This window comes from Pedobacter montanisoli (genome assembly GCF_022809115.1).
Lineage (GTDB): Bacteria > Bacteroidota > Bacteroidia > Sphingobacteriales > Sphingobacteriaceae > Pedobacter > Pedobacter montanisoli.
In genome coordinates, this window is record NZ_JALGBH010000001.1 from 699,783 (window position 1) to 719,898 (window position 20,116).

The 20,116-nt window shown below is 36.7% G+C and carries 23 protein-coding genes; 10 read left to right on the top strand and 13 right to left on the bottom strand.

Features of this window, described 5'->3' with window-relative positions; genetic code table 11:
- Positions 1-8: 8 nt before the first annotated feature.
- Positions 9-1,649 (bottom strand): M28 family peptidase, encoded by a 1,641-nt coding sequence (locus tag MMF97_RS03055; protein WP_243359045.1) that lies wholly within the window; start codon positions 1,647-1,649, stop codon positions 9-11.
- A 235-nt stretch (positions 1,650-1,884) separates the two neighbouring features.
- Here MMF97_RS03055 and MMF97_RS03060 point away from each other — a divergent pair, with 235 nt between their 5' ends.
- Entirely contained in the window at positions 1,885-2,439 is a 555-nt protein-coding gene (locus MMF97_RS03060; RefSeq protein ID WP_243359047.1) for a hypothetical protein, read from the top strand.
- A 180-nt stretch (positions 2,440-2,619) separates the two neighbouring features.
- Complete coding sequence (locus MMF97_RS03065; RefSeq protein ID WP_243359048.1) at positions 2,620-3,189, top strand: DNA-3-methyladenine glycosylase I; 570 nt, start codon at positions 2,620-2,622, stop codon at positions 3,187-3,189.
- A gap of 9 nt (positions 3,190-3,198) precedes the next feature.
- On the opposite strand, the gene MMF97_RS03070 is transcribed toward MMF97_RS03065, so the two are convergent.
- A complete protein-coding gene (locus MMF97_RS03070; protein ID WP_243359049.1) occupies positions 3,199-3,906 on the bottom strand; it encodes a hypothetical protein in 708 nt (235 codons plus the stop codon).
- Between the two features lie 154 nt (positions 3,907-4,060).
- On the opposite strand from MMF97_RS03070, the gene polA reads away from it, so the two are divergent.
- The 3 genes from polA to MMF97_RS03085 all read left to right on the top strand — a co-directional run bounded on the left by polA (position 4,061) and on the right by MMF97_RS03085 (position 8,274).
- Complete coding sequence (polA, locus tag MMF97_RS03075; RefSeq protein WP_243359054.1) at positions 4,061-6,880, top strand: DNA polymerase I; 2,820 nt, start codon at positions 4,061-4,063, stop codon at positions 6,878-6,880.
- 7 nt (positions 6,881-6,887) lie between these two features.
- Positions 6,888-7,754 (top strand): energy transducer TonB, encoded by an 867-nt coding sequence (locus MMF97_RS03080; RefSeq protein ID WP_243359055.1) that lies wholly within the window; start codon positions 6,888-6,890, stop codon positions 7,752-7,754.
- A gap of 124 nt (positions 7,755-7,878) precedes the next feature.
- The gene (locus MMF97_RS03085; RefSeq protein WP_243359057.1) at positions 7,879-8,274 is read left to right on the top strand and encodes a hypothetical protein; all 396 of its coding nucleotides are present in this window, start codon (positions 7,879-7,881) and stop codon (positions 8,272-8,274) included.
- A 55-nt stretch (positions 8,275-8,329) separates the two neighbouring features.
- On the opposite strand, the gene MMF97_RS03090 is transcribed toward MMF97_RS03085, so the two are convergent.
- From MMF97_RS03090 to MMF97_RS03105, 4 genes are all read right to left on the bottom strand, one after another.
- Positions 8,330-9,007, bottom strand: a complete 678-nt coding sequence (locus MMF97_RS03090) for a metal-dependent hydrolase (protein WP_243359058.1) — start codon at positions 9,005-9,007, stop codon at positions 8,330-8,332.
- Between the two features lie 25 nt (positions 9,008-9,032).
- On the bottom strand, positions 9,033-9,338 hold the full coding sequence (locus MMF97_RS03095) for a YbaB/EbfC family nucleoid-associated protein (protein ID WP_243359060.1): 306 nt from the start codon (positions 9,336-9,338) through the stop codon (positions 9,033-9,035).
- A 70-nt stretch (positions 9,339-9,408) separates the two neighbouring features.
- Positions 9,409-10,236 (bottom strand): OmpA family protein, encoded by an 828-nt coding sequence (locus MMF97_RS03100; RefSeq protein WP_243359062.1) that lies wholly within the window; start codon positions 10,234-10,236, stop codon positions 9,409-9,411.
- 87 nt (positions 10,237-10,323) lie between these two features.
- Entirely contained in the window at positions 10,324-10,884 is a 561-nt protein-coding gene (locus MMF97_RS03105) for a DUF1543 domain-containing protein (RefSeq protein ID WP_243359064.1), read from the bottom strand.
- Positions 10,885-10,963: 79 nt separating this feature from the next.
- Between MMF97_RS03105 and MMF97_RS03110 the strand changes: the two genes are divergently transcribed.
- Positions 10,964-11,635 carry a hypothetical protein gene (locus MMF97_RS03110; RefSeq protein ID WP_243359069.1) on the top strand — a complete coding sequence of 224 codons (672 nt, stop codon included), beginning with the start codon at positions 10,964-10,966 and terminating at the stop codon, positions 11,633-11,635.
- On the opposite strand, the gene MMF97_RS03115 is transcribed toward MMF97_RS03110, so the two are convergent.
- From MMF97_RS03115 to MMF97_RS03145, 7 genes are all read right to left on the bottom strand, one after another.
- A complete protein-coding gene (locus MMF97_RS03115) occupies positions 11,632-12,090 on the bottom strand; it encodes a low molecular weight protein-tyrosine-phosphatase (protein WP_243359071.1) in 459 nt (152 codons plus the stop codon). The two genes, MMF97_RS03110 and MMF97_RS03115, sit on opposite strands and share 4 nt — an antisense overlap.
- Positions 12,091-13,146: a nucleoid-associated protein gene (locus MMF97_RS03120; protein WP_243359073.1), complete on the bottom strand. Its 1,056-nt coding sequence runs from the start codon at positions 13,144-13,146 to the stop codon at positions 12,091-12,093.
- Positions 13,147-13,258: 112 nt separating this feature from the next.
- The gene (locus MMF97_RS03125; protein ID WP_243359074.1) at positions 13,259-13,894 is read right to left on the bottom strand and encodes a hypothetical protein; all 636 of its coding nucleotides are present in this window, start codon (positions 13,892-13,894) and stop codon (positions 13,259-13,261) included.
- A gap of 70 nt (positions 13,895-13,964) precedes the next feature.
- Positions 13,965-14,771 (bottom strand): TerC family protein, encoded by an 807-nt coding sequence (locus MMF97_RS03130; protein WP_317228596.1) that lies wholly within the window; start codon positions 14,769-14,771, stop codon positions 13,965-13,967.
- 179 nt (positions 14,772-14,950) lie between these two features.
- Entirely contained in the window at positions 14,951-16,216 is a 1,266-nt protein-coding gene (locus MMF97_RS03135) for a hypothetical protein (RefSeq protein ID WP_243359076.1), read from the bottom strand.
- A gap of 78 nt (positions 16,217-16,294) precedes the next feature.
- A complete protein-coding gene (locus tag MMF97_RS03140; protein WP_243359077.1) occupies positions 16,295-16,822 on the bottom strand; it encodes a hypothetical protein in 528 nt (175 codons plus the stop codon).
- On the bottom strand, positions 16,819-17,370 hold the full coding sequence (locus MMF97_RS03145) for an RNA polymerase sigma factor (RefSeq protein WP_243359079.1): 552 nt from the start codon (positions 17,368-17,370) through the stop codon (positions 16,819-16,821). The genes MMF97_RS03140 and MMF97_RS03145 overlap by 4 nt, the downstream gene beginning before the upstream one ends.
- A 136-nt stretch (positions 17,371-17,506) precedes the next feature.
- Between MMF97_RS03145 and ruvX the strand changes: the two genes are divergently transcribed.
- The 4 genes from ruvX to MMF97_RS03165 are packed head-to-tail and all read left to right on the top strand — an operon-like array spanning position 17,507 to position 20,093.
- Positions 17,507-17,923 (top strand): Holliday junction resolvase RuvX, encoded by a 417-nt coding sequence (gene ruvX / locus MMF97_RS03150; protein WP_243359080.1) that lies wholly within the window; start codon positions 17,507-17,509, stop codon positions 17,921-17,923.
- 4 nt (positions 17,924-17,927) lie between these two features.
- Positions 17,928-18,560, top strand: coding sequence for an O-methyltransferase (locus MMF97_RS03155; RefSeq protein ID WP_243359081.1), 633 nt, complete (start codon positions 17,928-17,930; stop codon positions 18,558-18,560).
- 12 nt (positions 18,561-18,572) lie between these two features.
- Positions 18,573-19,247: a glucosaminidase domain and LysM peptidoglycan-binding domain-containing protein gene (locus MMF97_RS03160; RefSeq protein ID WP_243359082.1), complete on the top strand. Its 675-nt coding sequence runs from the start codon at positions 18,573-18,575 to the stop codon at positions 19,245-19,247.
- A gap of 9 nt (positions 19,248-19,256) precedes the next feature.
- Positions 19,257-20,093 (top strand): glucosaminidase domain-containing protein, encoded by an 837-nt coding sequence (locus MMF97_RS03165; protein WP_243359083.1) that lies wholly within the window; start codon positions 19,257-19,259, stop codon positions 20,091-20,093.
- Positions 20,094-20,116 lie beyond the last annotated feature (23 nt).

The window sequence follows — 20,116 nt, forward strand, 5'->3', positions numbered from 1 at the left end:
GTTTTTTATTATTTCTTCTTTTCAAAAATATCACCCGGATTCCAAACGGGTTTTTCAACATCATTTGCAACCAGATATCCAATTAAGAAGTTGAGCTGAGCATATTTTTTACCCGCATCAAAATCAAATATCCCGTTAATATCATCTTGTGGTTTATGGTAATATTTAGCACGCCATTCTTTTACAAATACATCCAAATTGTTTTTTCCATCTGCGGTTTTGTTTCCGTATTTAACGTGTAATGCAGGAATACCTTCTTTAATAAAGCTGTATTGATCGCTACGCACAAATCTGTTTTCATTTGGTTCTGGATCTGGCTCTACAGTTAAATTCATATAGGCAGCCGCCTCATTTACCGGGTTAACTAAAGTAGAATGCTCTGCGCCCAATGCCGTTATAGATAATAATGGCGCAATAATAGTAGGCATATCTGTATTTACGTTTGCCACAATCTGATTAATGTTAACCGTTGGTTTAATGGCAAAATATGAAGAGCCCAAAAGTCCCATTTCTTCTCCGGTTACCATTAGAATTAAAACCGATCTTTTAGGTTTAGCTTTTAAGCCTGAGTAAATCTTCGTAATCTGTAGCAAGCTGGCAACTCCAGAGGCATTATCATGAGCTCCGTTATAAATAGAATCGCCCTCAATAGGTTTGCTTATACCTAAATGATCAAGATGCGCACTGTGTACTACATACTCTTTTTTTAATTTAGGGTCTGACCCTTCAATTTTTCCCGCAACATTATAGGTCATAAAATCGTTATGGCTTGTTTTATAAGATGCTTTCATCTTATAATTTGTAGCGAAAGATTGTGTTTCACCTTTCTTTAACTTTTCAGTAACAGTTGGAATATCTTTCTCTGCACTGCTAAATATTTTTTTAACCGCATTAAAACCTAATGTACCGGCAATCTTCAAATCTTTTGAACTAAAGCCTGATGAAACCACTAGTTCTCCTTTAGGGGTCATTACAGCTATACTAGGTCTGTTAACTGCTCCTGCAGGGATATTTCTTTGTCTATCTACCACGGTGGCCATAACAACTCCAATTGCACCATGCTGCAATGCATTCTTTTGGATTGTAGCTATACTCATACTTGCCGAAGCTTCGCTTGACGAGAAACTTTCGGGAGCGCCACGTAGTACCAATACAATTTTACCTTTTACGTTAAGGCCTTTATAATCGTCGTAATTTTTTGTCGGGGCAGTTATACCATATCCCACAAAAACAACTTCAGCATCAACAGAGGCTTGAGGCGCTACGGGATTTGGGCTTAAAGTTATGCCATGATCTTCAGCTAGATTTTCATTGCTGGTGTTTGAATATAAAGATGCTGTAAAATCAGGCTCAATTGTTGCGCTTCGCATCAAAATAGTTTGTAGCCAGGAGCCATTTTCTCCGGCAGGTTTTACACCATTTTTCTTTAGCTCTTCAATAACGTAATCTACAGCCATTTTATAGCCTGGTGTGCCGGGTTTTCTACCCAACAACTTATCATCGGCCAGATAGGTAATATCTGCCTTTATCTGATCTGCACTTGCAAGTTTTAATGCAGCAGTAACTTCTTTGCCTATACGTTCCTGGCCAAACGATGCCTTTGCCAGCAACAGACAAGAGAATGCGGTAATTAAAATTCTGGTTTTCATAATGCAAGTAAGTAAAAAACAAGATTTTCTTAAAAGAATGAACGTAAATTTAGTATAGACATTTCTTAAAAGATTTGATTTAGTTAATAAGTCTCTAAGGTATGCAAGCGTTTAATCCTTGTTTCTTAGGCCGATAAGGCCCGATTTGTGATTATTTAAAAAAAGAAGGGTAACAATTTTCAGGACAAGATGATATATCTGCAAACAACATTGTTAACCTTAAAAAAACCAAGTCATGAAAAAGTTTATTCAAATTATCGGAGTTTTAGCCCTTGCGCTGGTTACTGTTTTTGCCTGTAAAAAAAGTGGTGAAGAAGTAAAAAAAGAAGAGCGATTTTCTATCGCAATGAAAGTTGCTGCGGCAAATGGCAATACTGAAAACGCTATTATTATTGGCAGCAAAACAGAACTGAAAACAGCCTTAAGTGAAAAATATGTGCCTATTTATGTTAAAAAAGTATCGGCCAGCAATAATGTATTTATACCTATTGTAGGCGAACCTGTTTTACCAAACCCTAACAAATTATGTTGGGATGAAATAGATGCTTATGTAAATGCTCATAAGGCAGAATGGCAGCAACAGGCTAATCAAACCTGTTCTACCGTTTTGGTCTGCGTTACCTGCCCAAATACCGGAGGTGGTTTGTATGTATTATATGTGATAAAACCAACTTCTCCTAAATGCACTATATACGAAGCTTTTGAAATGCAATTCAACATATCTGCTTTCAATTTCACCAATAATCAGTTGGAAAGTGAGGCAGTAGCTAGCTTTATTAAAGGCAGATAAATTATGAGCACACAAATTTCACTTCTTAGATTTAAGAGAAAAGCCGGATATGATATATATCCGGCTTTTGTTTTGATTCTCTAAAAATTGTTTTATAAATAAAAACAGAAATTCAATCACAAAACCGTATATAAAATCTAATTTTCTATCTTAAGCCCTAAATTCATTAAACTCATAATTATGCCTGCTTTGCAATCTAACTCGATAATTCGCTGTACCTGGTGCGGCAATGACGATCTTTATGTAAAATACCACGATCAGGAGTGGGGCAAACCTGTTTATGATGACAAAATCTTATTCGAATTTCTTGTTCTAGAAGGTGCGCAAGCTGGGTTAAGCTGGATTACTATTTTACGTAAACGGGAAGGATACCGAAAAGCTTTTGCTGGCTTTGATGCTGTAAAAGTTGCGGCCTTTACGCCAGAACAGGCAGAAGCGCTGATGTTAAATGATGGCATCATAAAAAACAGGCTTAAAATTAAAGCCACTATAAGCAATGCGCAACATTTCTTACAGATACAACAGGAATTTGGTTCTTTTGCCAATTACATTTGGGCTTTTATGCCAAATCAAAAACCTTTGATCAATCATTTTGATGGTAACGTGCCTGCACGTACCCCTATCTCTGATGCCATAGCAAAAGACATGAAAAAAAGAGGTTTTAAGTTTTTCGGCTCTACCATCTGCTACGCTTTTATGCAAGCTGTTGGTATGGTTAACGACCACCTTCCTTCTTGCAGTTTTAGATAATAGAGTTTCTTATTTTATAGATTCATTATAAGATTTAACAAATGCTAGAATAATTTTATCATCAAAGCTGTCTGTTGCTTTAATTCTTTCTGTCAAATCTTCATCACCTGTTAGTTTTTGCAGCAACAATGTTTTGGTAGCTGCAGTTTTTGTACCATCTGCAAAAATTTCCTGAATAGGACCGCTGCCCGGACGTTCAATAAAATAAGTTGCTTTAACTTTTTGTCTCGTCGTATTTGTTTCGTCGCTATTTCTTCTGCCCCCAAGGTTTATACTTACCCCACCGCCAACGCCACCTCCAAACCCTCCGGTACCAAGACCTACACCAAAGCTTGGTTTTATTTTGGCTGGTGCTTTTTGCTGACTTTCCTCAACTTCAGAAGTTACGCCATAACTGTACAGGTTAACTTTACCACCTTCAAGCAGTTTAAAAAATCGAACTTCTGCTTTTTTATTCAAAATAACCGGCTTACTTTCATAGGTATCACCATTCCATAAAAAAGACCTGATATCTTTAGCTCTAAAGGTTTGCATTTCTCCTTCCGTTGTTTTTATCGCAACTGTTTCAAAGTTCGTCCCCTGTATTACTCCCCGTATAAAGTTCCCCTCACTGATCAAAATCGCATCCTGGGCATAACTGCCTAAACAGATAAACATTAAAAGAATAAATACCGTTCTCATTTTCATATGCTCAAATAACGAAATTTTTTTCATCATCTTACCCGGCAAAATAAGATTTAACTATTTTTAATACATCGGCTGTTTTTTACATTCTGCTAAAAATTATTTTGTTAGTTTTAATCTCAAGTATTTACTATTAGTAACTTTACCCTCTATACATATTTAAAGCAATTTAATTACGACAAAGGTTATGAGCAGCAAAAAATTATTTTTATTGGATGGCATGGCATTAATATACAGAGCGCATTTTGCGCTGAGTAAAAATCCAAGATTTACCTCAACAGGTATTAATACCTCTGCGGTAATGGGTTTTACCAATACCCTGCTTGAGCTGCTTAAAAAAGAAAAACCTACCCATATGGCCGTAGTATTTGATACTGCTGCACCCACCGAGCGACATACAGATTTTGAAGCATACAAGGCACATCGTGAAGCAATGCCCGAAGATCTGGCCGCAGCAATACCTTATGTTTTTAAATTAATTGAAGGATTTAATATCCCGGTAATTACCAAAGATGGTTATGAGGCCGACGACATCATTGGAACATTAGCCAAGGAAGCCGAACAAAAAGGCTATCAGGTGTTTTGTATGACTCCTGATAAAGATTTTGCGCAACTGGTATCTGAAAATATCTTTATTTACAAACCTGCCAGAATGGGTAATGACATGGAAATCTTGGGTGTAAAAGAAGTATTGGAAAAATGGGAAATTGAACGGGTAGATCAGGTTATTGATATTTTAGGCCTTTGGGGCGATGCGGTAGATAACATACCGGGAATACCGGGAATAGGCGAAAAAACGGCCAAAGCTTTAATTAAGCAATATGGCAGCATGGAAAATATCTTTGCGCACAGTCATGAACTAAAAGGCAAGATGCGTGAAAACATTGAGAATTTTAAGGAACAGGGGCTCATCTCTAAAAAGCTAGCAACCATCATTTTAAATGTGCCGATTGAATTTGATGAAAAATCGCTTGAAATAGAATCTCCAGATAAAGATGCTCTAGAACCGCTCTTTGCAGAATTAGAATTCAGAACTATAGGTAAAAGGGTTTTCGGTGAGAATTTCTCTGTAAACGAGAGTAAAACGGTTAGTATTGCCGTTCAGAAAGACCTTTTTGGAAACGAAATAGAAGTACAGGTTACCAAAGAAACGATTGTGGTACAACCCTCACTTTTTGATACGCCTGTAGATGCAAAAAACATCCACAATACACCACATGAATACATTCTGGTAAAAGATGCCGCAGAGCGAAAAAGTTTAGCAAATTTACTTACACAACAGCAAGCCTTCTGTTTTGATACAGAAACTACCGGAACTGATGCAAATCTTGCCGAGCTTGTGGGCTTGTCATTTTCTATTGAGCCGGGTAAAGCTTATTATGTACCCACACCTGCAGACAGAGAAGAAACCCTTAGCATTTTAGCCGATTTTAAACCTGTTTTAGAAAATCCGCAGATTAAAAAAATAGGACAAAACATTAAATACGATCTTTTAACACTTAAGTGGTACGATATTGAATTACAGGGTGAGTTGTTTGATACTATGCTTGCGCATTACCTCATTGATCCCGATACGCGCCACAATATGGATGTTTTGTCTGAGAATTATTTAGGCTATACTCCGGTTTCTATTACTACGCTTATTGGCGCAAAAGGCAAAAACCAAGGCAATATGCGTGATGTTGAGGTAGAAAAAGCTGCCGATTATGCGGCCGAAGATGCAGACATTACGTTGCAACTGGAGCGTGTTTTTGCACCTCTTTTAATTGAAAAGAATGCAGATAAATTGGCCAAAGAAGTTGAAAATCCTTTAATATACGTACTGGCCGACATGGAAAAAGAAGGGGTTAAGATTGATATTGAAACCCTTAAAAATTATTCTGTTTCTTTACAGGAAGAAATAGAAAAGGCTGAACTCAGGGTTTATGAAAAAACGGGTTTAAAATTTAATCTTGCCTCGCCAAAGCAACTTGGCGAAGTGCTGTTTGACCATTTAAAATTAGACCCCAAAGCAAAAAAAACCAAGACGGGGCAATACCAAACCGGCGAAGATGTTTTAATAGCATTAGCCAATAAAAGTGATATTGTACAGGACATTTTAGATTTCAGGCAGATGCAGAAACTTAAATCTACTTATGTAGATGCACTGCCCTTGATGGTAAATCCTAAAACCGGACGTGTACACACCAGTTATAATCAGGCGGTAGCCGCAACCGGGCGCTTAAGCTCCAATAACCCTAACCTGCAAAACATCCCTATTCGTACCGACAGAGGAAAAGAAGTTAGAAAAGCCTTTATTACAAGAGACGAAAATCACATTTTGCTCTCAGCCGATTATTCGCAGATTGAGCTGCGCATCATTGCAGAGATCAGTCAGGAAGAAAATATGTTAGATGCTTTTGCAAAAGGCATAGATATTCATACTGCCACAGCTGCAAAAGTTTACGGAATAAACGTTGAAGATGTTGATTCTACTCAACGTAGAAACGCCAAGGCCGTGAACTTCGGCATTATTTACGGGCAATCAGCATTTGGTTTATCTCAAAATCTGAATATTCCACGGAAAGAAGCCGCAGCAATTATTGATCAATATTTTATCCAGTACCCGGGTATTAAAAAATATATGTCTGATACGATGAATTTTGCCCGCGAAAATGGCTATGTTGAAACCATTATGGGCAGAAGGCGTTATCTTAGAGATATTAATTCGGCCAATGCAACCGTAAGAGGATTTGCAGAACGAAATGCGATCAACGCTCCTATACAGGGTTCGGCTGCAGATATGATCAAAATAGCCATGATCAATATTCATAAAGATATCAAGGCTAAAAACCTTCAGTCGAAAATGACTATGCAAGTGCACGATGAGTTGGTGTTTGATGCGCATATCAGCGAAATTGACCAGCTTAAAGAAATCATTACACATAGAATGAAAACAGCTATCAAAACTAATGTTCCTATTGTAGTAGAAATTGGAGAAGGAAAAAACTGGCTAGAAGCCCATTAAAAATCATATGATGAAACAGTTGTTGTTATATTTTTCTATAATGTTCTCGGTAAGTGCTCTTGCACAACAGGACACTACAACTGTTTATTCAAGGCCTGGTTACCTGAAAGATCCTATGCGGTCTAAATGGCACACTAAGGTTACATCCAAAAACGGGCTTTACCTGGTTTCTTTTTATGATGATCAGGACGTTTTAAAAGAACAGATCCATTTTGAAGATAAATCTTTATCTGTAAGACAGGGGCCTTATGCCTTTTATACCGATGGTACTATAAGTACAGAAGGACAATATGACAAAGGACATAAAAATGGTGAGTGGAAGCATTTTGAAAAACAAAAGCTTATCCTTTTAGAACATTATACTTATGGAGTATTAAGTGGCAAATACGTTTCATACTGGTCTAATGGTAACGTCAAAAAAGAAGGTAGCTATCTAAACGGAAAGAAACATGGCCAATGGATTATGTTGTACCCTAATGGCAAAACAGCTGCCCAGGAAACTTATATAGAGAATGGAGTGCTTAACAATGGGCAATATTTTCATACAGACGGGTCTGTAGCAGAAAAAAATACGTTATTCAGAGATGCTTATTATAAGGATGGGGAAGAAGCCTATCTGTCAAAAATCAATGAGCTGATAAAATACCCGTCATTTGCCGCTAAACAAAAGATGAGCGGCACAGTTAAGGTTTCTTTCATGGTTATGTCTAATGGAGAACTTAAAGATTTTAGAATTGCCGAAAGCGATAATGGTATGTTTAACCGGGAAGCATTAAGAGTAGTTAAAATGCTTAAAAACTGGGCGCCTGCTCTCGAATTTGGAGAAAAGACTGAATCCACTGTTATTGTACCCGTTGTTTTTAAACTCCCCTAACTATCTTTAAAAGAGCTGTTTATTTTAAAATAATTTTTTCATAACTTCATATAATCTTCATTCTGAATGTTCAATTTTATATCATTAAAACATGAAGATATTGTTAAACTAAATCGTCTTAAAAATGAAAAAATTATTGAGTTTAATTGCAATCGCTACTTTAGGTTTAAGTTCAGCTTTTGCACAAACACCAGCTACTGCTCCTGCAAAGCAAAGTGTAACTGCAGCTAAGAAAGAAGTTAAAAAAGCTGAAACCAAAGCTACCAGTACAAAAGAAGCGGTTAAAAAAGATGTTAAACAAACAGAAGCTAAAGCCACTGCAAAAGTAGCTGACACTAAGAAAGAAGTTAAAAAAGTAGAAACCAAAGCTGCTGCGACTGGCGCTAAACTTAAAGCAGATGGAACTCCGGATATGCGCTACAAAGCAAATAAAGCTGCTACCGCTCCTGGGCCTAAAAAGAAAGATGGCACACCAGATATGCGCTATAAAGCAAATAAAGACGCTGCTAAGAAAAACTAACTGGTTAGGTTAAAAATAAAAAAGCTCCAAATTGGAGCTTTTTTATTTATGTGCTTTAAAGGTCTATAGTTTCTCCAATTCGGGGGAGTAACAAATTCTTCTGTGCTCTTTTAAAGCTTTCTTGAGCAAAATTCTTATCAATGGTAATTACCGGAAAAGAATCATAATGAACACCTATAACCGTGTTGCATTTTACATAATCTGCAGCTATTGCGGCATCAGCCGGATCCATGGTGTAATTACCGCCTATTGGCAAGATAGCATATTCTAACTGATACAGTTCTGCCAGTAACTTCATTTCAAGGGTAAGGCCTGTATCTCCGGCATAATAAATCTGTAAATTATCGGCATCTATCACAAAACCGGCAGGATTACCACCATAACTTCCATCGGGCAAACTGCTTGAGTGCGTAGCCCAAACCATTCTTACCGAACCAAAATCAAACTTGTATTTTCCGTAGTTCATCTCATGCACATTTGTTATGCCTTGTTTTTCCAGCCAAGTATTAACTTCAGGCATACAAATAACTTTGGCATTGGTACGTTTGGCTATTGCAACCGCATCACCTATATGATCTGAATGTCCATGACTTAGCAGGATGTAATCTGCTTCAATCGAATTCACGTTAATAGAAGCTGCTAAAGAATTACCCGTAATAAATGGGTCGAACAACAATTTTGCTGTACTGGTTTCCAACAGGAAACAAGACTGGCCGTAATAGGTATATTTCATAACTTGATCAATGTTGTTTTTATCGCTATTTTCCAAACAATCCGCCCAGCCCACCTAACATATCTTTGGTAGCTGCCTGCATTTCTGTTGCGCTTACTTGCTCTGCTTGGGCAAGGGCTTTATTCACTGCTGCCTGCAACAATTCTTCCAGCTCTTCTTTATCGGCCTGTTTAAAAAAATCTTCATTAATATGTATCGCTGTTATCGATTTATTGGCAGTTGCAGTAACTTTAATTGCTCCTCCTTCTACTTCTCCATAAACGGATATCGTATCTAATCTTTTCTTAATTTCTTCGGCTTTGCCTTGTGCAGCCATCAATTTATCAAACATAAAAATCTCTTTTATTATAGGTTAAGCGAAATTAAATGAATTTTGTTTTAATTGAATGAATTAACCTGTTTTAATGTGCTGTTTCGTCAATAGAAACAATTTGTAGTTCAACCCGTCTGTCATAACGATCTCCTTTGCCCAATGGATAATTAGCCATCATGCCTTTGTAACTTAAGCGTTTTTTCTCTATGCCTCTGTAAATAAGGTAATCGTAAATAATTTTGGCTCTGGCTTCAGAAAGGTTGCGTTCTCCGGTATCAAAATCAATTACATCTACTCCTGGTGGATTACAACAAATATGCCCCAAAATAGCTATACTATATTTCTTTTTAGCTAATAAAACATCTGCCAAGCGTTCTACCACAGGTATAGACTGTTCAAGTATCTGGTGCCTGCTATTCTCAAACAGTACATTTTCAAGAATGATTTTATCTCCTACTTTTAAGGTGTCTGAAAAAATCTCATTTGCTTTGGCAATTGGAACTGGTGGCAGATATTTAATAATGATATCAACTCTTCTGTTGTTGGCCCGTTCTGCATATACATCTTTTTTATCTTTCAGGGTTATTTTCCCTTTTCCTGTTAGCATCACTATTGCGCTTGGATCAATTCCTTTAGCTAGTAAAAGTTGTTGAACATAAGCGGCTCTTTTGTAGGATAAAGTATCGTTATAACCCTTCCTCCCTACATCATCGCAATAGCCTAAAATTTCTATTTCCTTTATTTTAGTCGTATCCAGTTCACTAATAAATTGCTTTATTAAAGTTTCCTGCTGTACTTCCAGTACGCTTTTATCGGTATCAAAATAAAAGGAATTGATTTTTTGCTGCTGAGCCTTTAACTGCACAACAAAGATAATTAGTCCTAGAAAGAAAGAGAAAGCTTTCTTAAAGCTCATACTTACATTAAGTTAGTTATATAAATATGGTAAAAAAGCCCGAAAAGGCAAACAAATAATGATTTCTTTACATAAATATGCAAAGTATCATAATCTGCTCAAAGGTAAGTAGCCTATAACCGGTTCGTCTTCTTGCCGCCCTGACGTAGGGGTAATCTTTATTTGATATGTGGTTTTATCCTGTTCACACAAAATGTCTGCAATCTCAAAAATATCATCCACATCTACGCCATATTTATCATCTATATGCGAAACGGCTCCTTCAAATCCGTAATGCTGGTAAAAGGTGGTTTCTTTTGCTTGTTTGGTAGCCTCAGCTTTTCCGGTTGCAACACTCAGGAATTTGTAATGAAACTCTTCGAAAATATGCTCCTTATAGCCTCCCAAATTCAGAAAGAACAATTTTTCTGCATGTTCTACAGCCTGATTTCGAGGTATAATTTCAATGGCAAAATCATTAACACGGGTTATTTCGCGATAGGCATCAATATGTATTTTTCCGTTAGCCTCTGGCCAGAAAGCATTTATTTTAGGAACCAGGTTCTTGAGATCTGTTGCTATACCAAAAAATATATCATGTTGCTCTGTATTTCTGCCTTGGGGCTTACAGCCCAGCATAATCATAAAAAGTTTTACCTGGTCTTTCATTTGTAACGGTGTTGTTTAAAATGTGATATTCTGAAACTTTATAGCAATATTAGAAGTTATGGAATTATAATGCTAATATATGTTTTTACAGCAAAAACCATTAGACGGCGGCATGTTATATACCGAAACTAATTTAAAGCAGGCTTTTCCTGAGCCTTTAAACGCCATTACCGCCTTTATTTTTCTGCTCATTGCCATTTACTGGTCTTTTAAAATTCATACTAAATACAAAGAGCATCTTTTTTTAAGTTTTTGCATCTTGTTACTGTATATAGGTGGCATAGGCGGAAGTATTTACCACGCCTTCAGAAAATGGCATGTATTCATTTTAATGGACTGGATGCCCATTATGATCTTATGCGTTGCTGCCGGAATTTATTTCATGCTGCAGCTTATGCGCTGGTATTATGTTGTTCTGGTAATGGGAGTGTATTTGATTTTACGCTATTTGCTAAGATGGTTTATCAGTATAGAAGACCGACAGCTTTTCATTAACATCAACTATGCTACTATGGCCGGATTGGTATTTTTTTCGGTACTCAGTTATTTGATTTATACCCGTTGGAAAAATGTGAAATGGGTTATTGCTGCTGTATGCGCTTTTATTGCCGCATTAACTTTTAGAATTGCCGATAGTTGGGGCTGGCTAAACAGCGGCACTCATTTTTTATGGCATATAATGGGAGCTATTGCTTGTTTTTGTATGTTCAGCTATATATATTTAACAGAAAATAACCAGTTAGAATCTTAAATCTGAGCTGATAATATTTCTATCAGTTCTTCACAGCGTTCTTCTATCTGCTTACAAACGGGTTCAAATAAGGCATTGTCAAAATAGGGATCGGTAACATTCTGCTGGTCTGCCAGAAATAAGCTTATTTTATTTTTGCTTTCCTCATCATACAAAAGGCTTTGCACATCTCTCAGGTTGTTATGATCCATCACAAAAATATGATCATAATAAGCCAGCATTTCAAAGCTAAGCTGTTGCGCTCTTTGCCTAGAGATATCATAACCTAAAGCTTTAGCCGCAGCAATGCCCCTGCGGTCGGGAGCCTGTCCGATATGCCAGTTGCCCGTACCTGCCGATGCAATTTCCCAATTCAAACCTCTTTCAAGCACTTTTGCCCGCATTATACCTTCTGCAAGTGGCGATCGGCATATATTGCCCAGACAAACCATTAATATTCTTTTCTCCGGTTTCATCTAACTTTCTTCGTTAAAGAATATTTTGTAATAATTCATATCCTTCTCTCCGTCATATCCTTTTTCTATAAGCTGTTTGTTACCGTGGATGTAAACATGAAAGTTCTTATCTAACTTTAATACGCTTTTAAAATCTTTGGCTTGTTTCTTAACGGCCGCATTAGAAATATCAAAGGTATCGGCAATTGGGGTTTCAAACTCCTGCTCGTAACTTTGTTTGTAGTCTTTAAAGAGTGCGATCCCTTCGGGGTTTGCGATTACCTCATTTGCAAATTCATCCAGATCAAAGCTTTCTTTTTCTTTAAAGTATTTCATTGAACGGTTAAGCAGATCTATCTTATCGGTTTTCTCTACTTCAAATTCTTCATCCAGCTTTTCGGTTACAAATGATTTGTAAACGCCCAATATATTCTGGGTCTGGTTAAAGTTATCGTTACGCACTTTCAGTTTTAAAAACTCATCTTTCCAGTAAACTGCCTCTCCGTTTCTGTTGGTCTGGTCAATTACGGCAACCTTATAACCCTCTTCTTTTTCGGTGTTAAAAATAAGACAGCCTTTATCTAATTTATTGATATTAATGGCTTCCTGCTCATAACTGATGGTAAATCCGTTTTGTGCCGGAGATACTTTCAAATAGCTTTCTTTAGTTTCTGATTTAAAAATACCGATAGCATCATGCAAATCGCCTTCTATCTGAACATTTTCAAAATAGACCACATACACTTCTCCCGATTTTATTTTAGGGTGGTTAGAAATTTCATATAAATAGGTGGCTATTTTCTTGCTGTTCTCATGAAATAATTCGCTATTGGTAAATACTTCTTCAACAAAATGAAAAACCTCATTTAACGACAGGTCGTTATTAGGATGCGTAAACCGGTATATCTCGTTTACTTTTTGGTAAGGTGTCAAAAAATACTGCTTCAATAACTGGTTAAGCAGTTCGTCCTGTATGTGCATAGACTTGTCTGACAGCACATAAAATTCATCTTGCTGTTTATTGCCTACGCGATGTACTGAAAGTTCTGAAAGTGATGCTTCAAAAAATGATACCATAATAAAAATACCTGAAGCGCAAAGAAACGATTTTATCCTGAAGAAAAAACAGCTATATCAGGATTGTCCTCATATAGCCGTTAACTTAGGTTCAAATTTATTGATTGGGAGATTAGTTGTTTTTTTCCAAACGTTCAACCCGTTTGTATAATTCCTGAATTGCTTTATCCTTTTCTATCAAATGCAGGGTAAGTTCTTCTATCTTTTTCAACAGAATTTTGTTCATTTCTCCTAATTCTATCCCATTTTGTTCTGCTTCTTGTGCTGAAGGTACCTCTGGTAAATGTTTATTCTTTTTAATAAACTGCTCTATTTCTGGCAATGATTTTGGCAGATAATTATCCGAGAATACGTAATCAGGCCAGTTAGCAGTTTCTACTTTTATTTCCTTCGCTCTTATTTTGCCGTTTACTGAAAGTTTTTCCTGGGGAGTTGACGTTCCTATACCAATATTACCATTTGCTAAAAAGTTCATATAGCTGTTATCATAACTCTTTCCAATCCACCCCCACTCAAAAGATGTTACACCATTATCTGCAAGCCCATAAACGCCTAATCCAAAATAAGGGTTTGCATTTTCATTAGATAATGTAAAGCCTCTAGCCCAGCTTCCGGTATAACTTGGAAAATTCATTTTCATGTTTATTCCCAAAGCAGGAGAACTTAATCCAATTAATATATTGGGATCCTGAGCAAAAGAATTTAATGATACTTGAAGAAACAATAGAATAATAAAAACCTTTTTCATGAGATTATTTTTTAAATCAGTTTGTTATAGTTAAATTTTCTGCAATTTATTTAAATATTCTTAAATGCTCTCATCTATTTCGTTCTGATTTCTTCTTCATCCTCAGGTTAAGCATTTCTACAATCACAGAAAAAGCCATGGCAAAATAAATATAACCTTTGGGTATATGCTGATCTAAACCTTCTGCTATCAATGAAACACCGATCAGCAATAAGAAAGACAGGGCCAGCATTTTTACGGTAGGATGCCTGTTTACAAAATCACTAATGGCTCCTGCAGATACCATCATGATAATTACTGCAATAATTACCGCAGCAATCATAATTTCTATATGTTGTGCCATACCTACGGCTGTAATTACTGAATCGAGCGAAAAAACAATATCTAAGATCAGAATTTGCACAATGGTACCAGCAAATGAATGAGGTTTTACGTTTGCACCTTCTTCTGTTTCTCCTTCCAGCTTCTGATGAATTTCATGGGTGCTCTTATAGATCAGGAACATACCTCCTATTAAGAGAATCAGATCTCTGCCCGATATTTCAAACTTTTGCAGCCACTCTGCGTCCGTTAAGCCAAACCAATGTCCTATGCTAAACAATGGAGCTGTAAGAGTCATGATCCAGTTTAGTGATAATAAAAGCAATACACGGGTAATCATGGCTAAGGCCAAACCCAATTGCCTTGCTTTTTTCTGCTGACTTTGCGGAAGTTTGTTAGACAGGATAGAAATAAAAACAATATTGTCTATACCTAAAACGATTTCTAAAACCGTTAAAGTCAATAGAGAGATCCATGCTTCGGGAGTACTTAAAAATTCCATATATAAGGCTAAATTATCTGCTACTAAAATAAAAATTGGAAGCGGTTTAACCATAAAACAAATGATTAATTCTGTACCAATCCTCTCTTATTGTTTTTTATTGCGCTGTTTGGATTTCAGAGTGCAAATATTGTTACATTCCTCCCGGTTGTTTTCTACTATTTAACTCCCCCTACAAAAAAAGCCCCGGAATAATTCCGGGGCCTTTGGTTCATTTGCTTGTTTGTTTGGCTTTAGTTAAATCTTACACTTCCATATTGTGATTTTACGCTAATATTTGATGCTCCTCCTTTGTTTACTTTACCCTCATAATCACTACGTGAGCTGTAATTCCTGTCATCATTCAATTTACGTGCACTTACATTGCTGCCATAGCTAAAGCCACTGTAAGCTGTATTTACATTAAAATCTCCGTTAAAGTTCGCTGCAAACCCTAAATTAACTGTAGTATATTGTGCATCTACATTAATTGTTTTAGAGGCGCCTTCTATTTCGTCTATGTTCAGTTTACCGTATTGCAGTTTACCGGTAAAGATGCCATTGAGTTTACCCACATTTACGGTTGTATATTGTGCGGTAAGGCTTAAGCCCCCTATTGAACCAATGGTAACACCTCTACCGTACTGCGCTTTAACATTAGCTGTTTTCTTTACTGATTTAACATCTACTGAAGTGTATTGTGCTTCTAATTCCAGTTCGTCAACATTACCTATTTTTACCCCTCCGCCATACTGAAATTTAAACTTTCCTGTATTTACATTTTGCAAGTCTGCTTTACCATATTGTATAGAAATGTAATTATTATTGCTGTTAAGATTTCCGGTAACCAGGTTGCCATATTGTACCTTTATAGAGGTTGCACCGTTGTAATCTGGCATTTCTACATTTCCGTATTGCTGGCTAAGCGTTAAAGCATTGCTGGCTGGCATATAAACCGTCATCATTACCTTTACTTCACGTCTCCAGCTTCTGCCATTACTTCTGCCTCTTCCCATGTTATTATTTCTGTCATTGATAACGGTTTTAAAACTAACCTGATTACCATTTTTTGAGGCTTCTATATTTACATTATCAATTAGGGTTTGGGCTTCGCCTTCGCTATCAGCATAAGCTTTGATATCTGCATCTACCTTAATCTCGTTCTTATTCCAGATCTTAATCACCATACCGCCATAAACGTTTTTTAATTCTATGTCGTCATTCTTATCTATGCTAAATGACTTAGAAAACGTTTTTGTTTTCTGCGGCTCATCTTGCATATCCTGCGAAGAAGAATAGGTACTAACTGTTTCTACTTTATCTCCGTTAGAAGTTTTAATTCTTGAAACAGATGTATAAGTCTCTGAAGAGGATTCTGAATTCTTCGTTCCGGCGTAAACCGGAGCTGATGCAATTTTTCTTTCTTTTTTTGTAACACGTGGCGCTTCTGGTGCCTCCTGTGCTTTTATTTGGGCCGAGAATATGATCAGGGCCATCAAACCAAATAGTTTTTTTCTCATTGTGTTAAATATTTTGTGAGCGTTCTGCCCGGTTTATTTGTTGTCTTTGCTATTTTTTGACGTCATTTATAGCTTTTATTATAAGCTGCTGTCTTTCTTATATGCATCAACCTGCGTTATAATACTTAACTGCTGTGTTAAAATTTGCAATTGGATTTCCCTGTTCTTCATCATAGCCTTAACGACCATTTCACGGTTTACACTGGTTTGCAGTTTCTTTTTAAGATCTTCATAATCTCTGTCTAACCTGCTTAGATCTGTGGTAAATTCCTGGTACAACTCCGGATTTGCCTTAGCGTAATTGCTTAAACTATCTCGTTTTTCTTCAATCATACTGGCAAAGCGTACTTCTTTTTTAGCCAGTGTAGGATTAATATCAGCTACTTCAATGTTCTTGTCTAAACTGCGGTAACTGTAACCAAAATATATTCCTATACCCAATATTAAAACTGCTGCTACACTCATCCACCGGTAAAGCTTAATGGTCTTGGGTGCTCCTTTTTTATCCAGATCTGCCGCAATTCTGTTCCATAATTCTTCAGAAGGGCCTTTCTCTTCAAATCGCTTCTTATTGTCTTTTATAAAGCTCTCCAATTTATTATTCATCTTTCTACTCCTTTCATTTCCAACAAACTAATTAACTTACGTTTTGCCCTCATGTATTGTGTACGAGAGGTATTCTCTGTTATTTTCAGAATATGAGAGATCTCTTCATGATCATATCCTTCAAACAAATACAGACTTAATACTACCCTATATCCATCAGGCATTTTTTCCATTGCGTTTTTTATCGCTTCAACTTTAAGCATATTATCCTCGGCATCGTCAGCCCCCTCATCTGCAATCTCCACATCATCCATACTCACCAATTCCATTTTACGTTTTCGCAGATAATTAATGGCTCTGTTAATTACAATCTGCTTAATCCAGAGGCCAAAAGTTGTTTCCTGCCTAAAATCAGCTATACGGTTAAATGCATCTAAGAAAGCTTCCTGTAATACATCTTCTGCTTCTGCTTCATCATTCACAATACGCAAGGCCACGTTATACATTGCCCCGGCATACAATTTGTACAATTCAAATTGCGCCTTTCTATTGCCTTTCTTGCAATCGCTAACTAATGATGTATGCTTGTCTACGTAAACAGTTTCCAAATTTTAAAGCTTTCTGAACAAAAGACATCGCTTTTTTTAAAACGTTGCATGAAGTTATAAAAATTTTTTTCTGTTGGTTGTATCTTACTCTATCGGCTGGAAAAGCTATTTTTAAAAAAGCCTATCTTTGCAGTTGATGGCACGTATTATTGCATTTGATTATGGTACCAAACGCATCGGTTTAGCAGTTACCGATCCTTTGCAGATTATAGCTACCGGCTTAGATACCATACACCCTAAAGATATTATTCCCTATCTTAAAAAATATATGGAGACAGAAGCCATAGAAGCTTTTGTAATTGGCGACCCCAAACAAATGGATGGCTCTTCTTCAGAAAATGCACAACATGTAAAGGGATTTTGTACTATGCTAAAAAAGAACTTCTCTCATATTCCGCAGCACTTGGTTGACGAGCGCTTTACTTCAAAAATTGCCCAACAAACCATTATGCAAAGTGGCCTCAAAAAGAACGATCGCAGAGATAAAGAGCGGGTTGATACCATATCGGCCACACTCATTTTGCAATATTTTATGGATAAAACCCGTTTATAAAAACATGATCAGCGAAGAACTACAGGAACTTTTACTGCATTACTGCGAGCCTGAAAACGATCTGTTAAAGCACATAGACAGAGAAACCCATCTTAAAGTGCTTATGCCAAGAATGATCAGCGGTCATTATCAGGGTAGGGTTTTAAGTTTCTTGAGCAAACTCATTTCTCCTAAAAGAATTCTTGAAATAGGCACATTTACCGGTTATGCGACTCTGTGTCTGGCTGAGGGCTTAACTGATGAAGGCTTAATCTATACGCTGGATGTGAATGCCGAGCTGGAAGATATGGTAAGAAACAACTTTGCAAAATCGCCATTAGAGCATAAAATAAAATACCTGATTGGTGATGCTCAACAGAGCCTGCAGAACTTAAAAGCTGAAACTTTTGATCTGGTTTTTATAGATGCCGATAAGAAAAATAATGGTACTTATTACGATCTGGTTTTTGATCAGGTAAGACCCGGCGGATTAATCATCGTAGATAATGTGCTTTGGAGCGGTAAGATTGTAAAAAAAGCACAAGATAAAGATACCCAGAACATACATTTATTTAATGATAAGGTTAATAACGACCAAAGAGTAGAAAAATTGATCTTACCCGTTAGAGACGGATTGTTTGTTATCCGGAAAAAATAATGTAACCCGCACATGAAAAAAATAACCTTTCTTGTACTGGCGCTCCTCATCTTTAATTTAGTTAAAGCACAATCTGTAACTGAAGATTATATACTTGAGAATGCACCAAAAGCACAAGAACTCATGCGTATGCACCTTGTTCCTGCCAGCGTTATTTTAGGTATAGCTATACATGAATCTGGAGCCGGAACAAGTAAGGTGGCCCGTTACCTAAACAATCATTTTGGTTTTAAAGGCAAAAATAGCAGCACCGAAATACGTTCTTCTTACAGAGATTTTCCTACAGTAGATTCCTCTTATAATCACTTCATTGTTTTTTTAAAAAGCAGGGCACACTATAACAGTTTATTTGATAAGTATGACCAATACGACTTCAAAAGCTGGGTAAAAGGCATACAAAGGGGCGGGTATGCCGGGAGTCGTAAATGGGGTTCGCAAGTAATGGCCATTATCAATAAATACCAGCTTTGGAGTTATGATGAAAGACCCGATGGTTATGAAGAACCCATTGTAGAAGCAGAACCTGTAAAGTCTGTTAAAAAAATTTCTTTGAAAACTTATACGGTTAAATCAGGAGATAATCTAAGCATCATAGCAAAGAAGTACAAGACTTCTGTTAAGTCTATTATGACAAAAAATAACCTTAAATCTAACGCTTTAAAACCTGGACAAAAACTTAAACTATAACCATTGTTTATGAGATATTATGTAGTTCTTTTATGCCTTGCGCTTGCATTTCTATCTAGCTGTAAAACCAGACAGTACAGTCGTAACAATAAACAAATAGAGAAAGAGGCTCAAAAACAAAATCCCAACCCTATTTCATATACTACGCTTACTTATATAGATGCTTTTAAGGGTGTAGCCATTGAAGAAATGAACCGATATGGTATTCCGGCCAGTATTACTCTTGCTCAGGGAATTTTAGAATCGGGCAGCGGAGCCAGCGACCTGGCGAAATATGCAAACAACCATTTTGGTATCAAATGTACCTCTGACTGGAAAGGCAAAGCTTATTACAAAGATGATGACCAGAAAGATGATTGTTTTAGGGTTTACAAAGACCCTCGGGAATCATACAGGGATCATTCTGAGTTCTTAAAAAGAAAACGCTACAGTGCTTTATTTGAATTAGACAAGAACGATTATAAAAACTGGGCTATCGGATTAAAAAATGCCGGTTATGCCACCAACCCTAAATACCCGGATCTTTTGATCAACATCATAGAAAAATATCAGTTGTATCTGTATGACAGCCCCGAAAGTGAAAGGGAGAAATTGGCAAGAGAAGACCGTGTGTTCAAAGAAATTAATGCCAATATTCCTAATGAGAAGAAACTGTTTACTCCGGTTAATGTTGCACCCAAAGATCCTCCTTCTAACGTAGATGGCAAGTATTATACCGTGCAACAAGGCGATACGCTTTATAAGATTTCTCAAATGTTTAAACTATCTGTAGATGACCTTAAGTCTTTGAACCAACTACCTGATAATAACATCAAAATTGGTCAAAAACTTATTGTAGTTAAATAATGTTAACAAGAATTGCAAGTTTG

Excerpts from the sequence above, each read along its gene's own strand:
- MMF97_RS03055 (WP_243359045.1), bottom strand. The coding sequence starts at position 1,649 with ATGAAAACCAGAATTTTAATTACCGCATTCTCTTGTCTGTTGCTGGCA.
- MMF97_RS03060 (WP_243359047.1), top strand. The coding sequence starts at position 1,885 with ATGAAAAAGTTTATTCAAATTATCGGAGTTTTAGCCCTTGCGCTGGTT.
- MMF97_RS03065 (WP_243359048.1), top strand. The coding sequence starts at position 2,620 with ATGCCTGCTTTGCAATCTAACTCGATAATTCGCTGTACCTGGTGCGGC.
- MMF97_RS03070 (WP_243359049.1), bottom strand. The coding sequence starts at position 3,906 with ATGATGAAAAAAATTTCGTTATTTGAGCATATGAAAATGAGAACGGTA.
- polA (WP_243359054.1), top strand. The coding sequence starts at position 4,061 with ATGAGCAGCAAAAAATTATTTTTATTGGATGGCATGGCATTAATATAC.
- MMF97_RS03080 (WP_243359055.1), top strand. The coding sequence starts at position 6,888 with ATGATGAAACAGTTGTTGTTATATTTTTCTATAATGTTCTCGGTAAGT.
- MMF97_RS03085 (WP_243359057.1), top strand. The coding sequence starts at position 7,879 with ATGAAAAAATTATTGAGTTTAATTGCAATCGCTACTTTAGGTTTAAGT.
- MMF97_RS03090 (WP_243359058.1), bottom strand. The coding sequence starts at position 9,007 with ATGAAATATACCTATTACGGCCAGTCTTGTTTCCTGTTGGAAACCAGT.
- MMF97_RS03095 (WP_243359060.1), bottom strand. The coding sequence starts at position 9,338 with ATGTTTGATAAATTGATGGCTGCACAAGGCAAAGCCGAAGAAATTAAG.
- MMF97_RS03100 (WP_243359062.1), bottom strand. The coding sequence starts at position 10,236 with ATGAGCTTTAAGAAAGCTTTCTCTTTCTTTCTAGGACTAATTATCTTT.
- MMF97_RS03105 (WP_243359064.1), bottom strand. The coding sequence starts at position 10,884 with ATGAAAGACCAGGTAAAACTTTTTATGATTATGCTGGGCTGTAAGCCC.
- MMF97_RS03110 (WP_243359069.1), top strand. The coding sequence starts at position 10,964 with ATGTTTTTACAGCAAAAACCATTAGACGGCGGCATGTTATATACCGAA.
- MMF97_RS03115 (WP_243359071.1), bottom strand. The coding sequence starts at position 12,090 with ATGAAACCGGAGAAAAGAATATTAATGGTTTGTCTGGGCAATATATGC.
- MMF97_RS03120 (WP_243359073.1), bottom strand. The coding sequence starts at position 13,146 with ATGGTATCATTTTTTGAAGCATCACTTTCAGAACTTTCAGTACATCGC.
- MMF97_RS03125 (WP_243359074.1), bottom strand. The coding sequence starts at position 13,894 with ATGAAAAAGGTTTTTATTATTCTATTGTTTCTTCAAGTATCATTAAAT.
- MMF97_RS03130 (WP_317228596.1), bottom strand. The coding sequence starts at position 14,771 with ATGGTTAAACCGCTTCCAATTTTTATTTTAGTAGCAGATAATTTAGCC.
- MMF97_RS03135 (WP_243359076.1), bottom strand. The coding sequence starts at position 16,216 with ATGAGAAAAAAACTATTTGGTTTGATGGCCCTGATCATATTCTCGGCC.
- MMF97_RS03140 (WP_243359077.1), bottom strand. The coding sequence starts at position 16,822 with ATGAATAATAAATTGGAGAGCTTTATAAAAGACAATAAGAAGCGATTT.
- ruvX (WP_243359080.1), top strand. The coding sequence starts at position 17,507 with ATGGCACGTATTATTGCATTTGATTATGGTACCAAACGCATCGGTTTA.
- MMF97_RS03155 (WP_243359081.1), top strand. The coding sequence starts at position 17,928 with ATGATCAGCGAAGAACTACAGGAACTTTTACTGCATTACTGCGAGCCT.
- MMF97_RS03160 (WP_243359082.1), top strand. The coding sequence starts at position 18,573 with ATGAAAAAAATAACCTTTCTTGTACTGGCGCTCCTCATCTTTAATTTA.
- MMF97_RS03165 (WP_243359083.1), top strand. The coding sequence starts at position 19,257 with ATGAGATATTATGTAGTTCTTTTATGCCTTGCGCTTGCATTTCTATCT.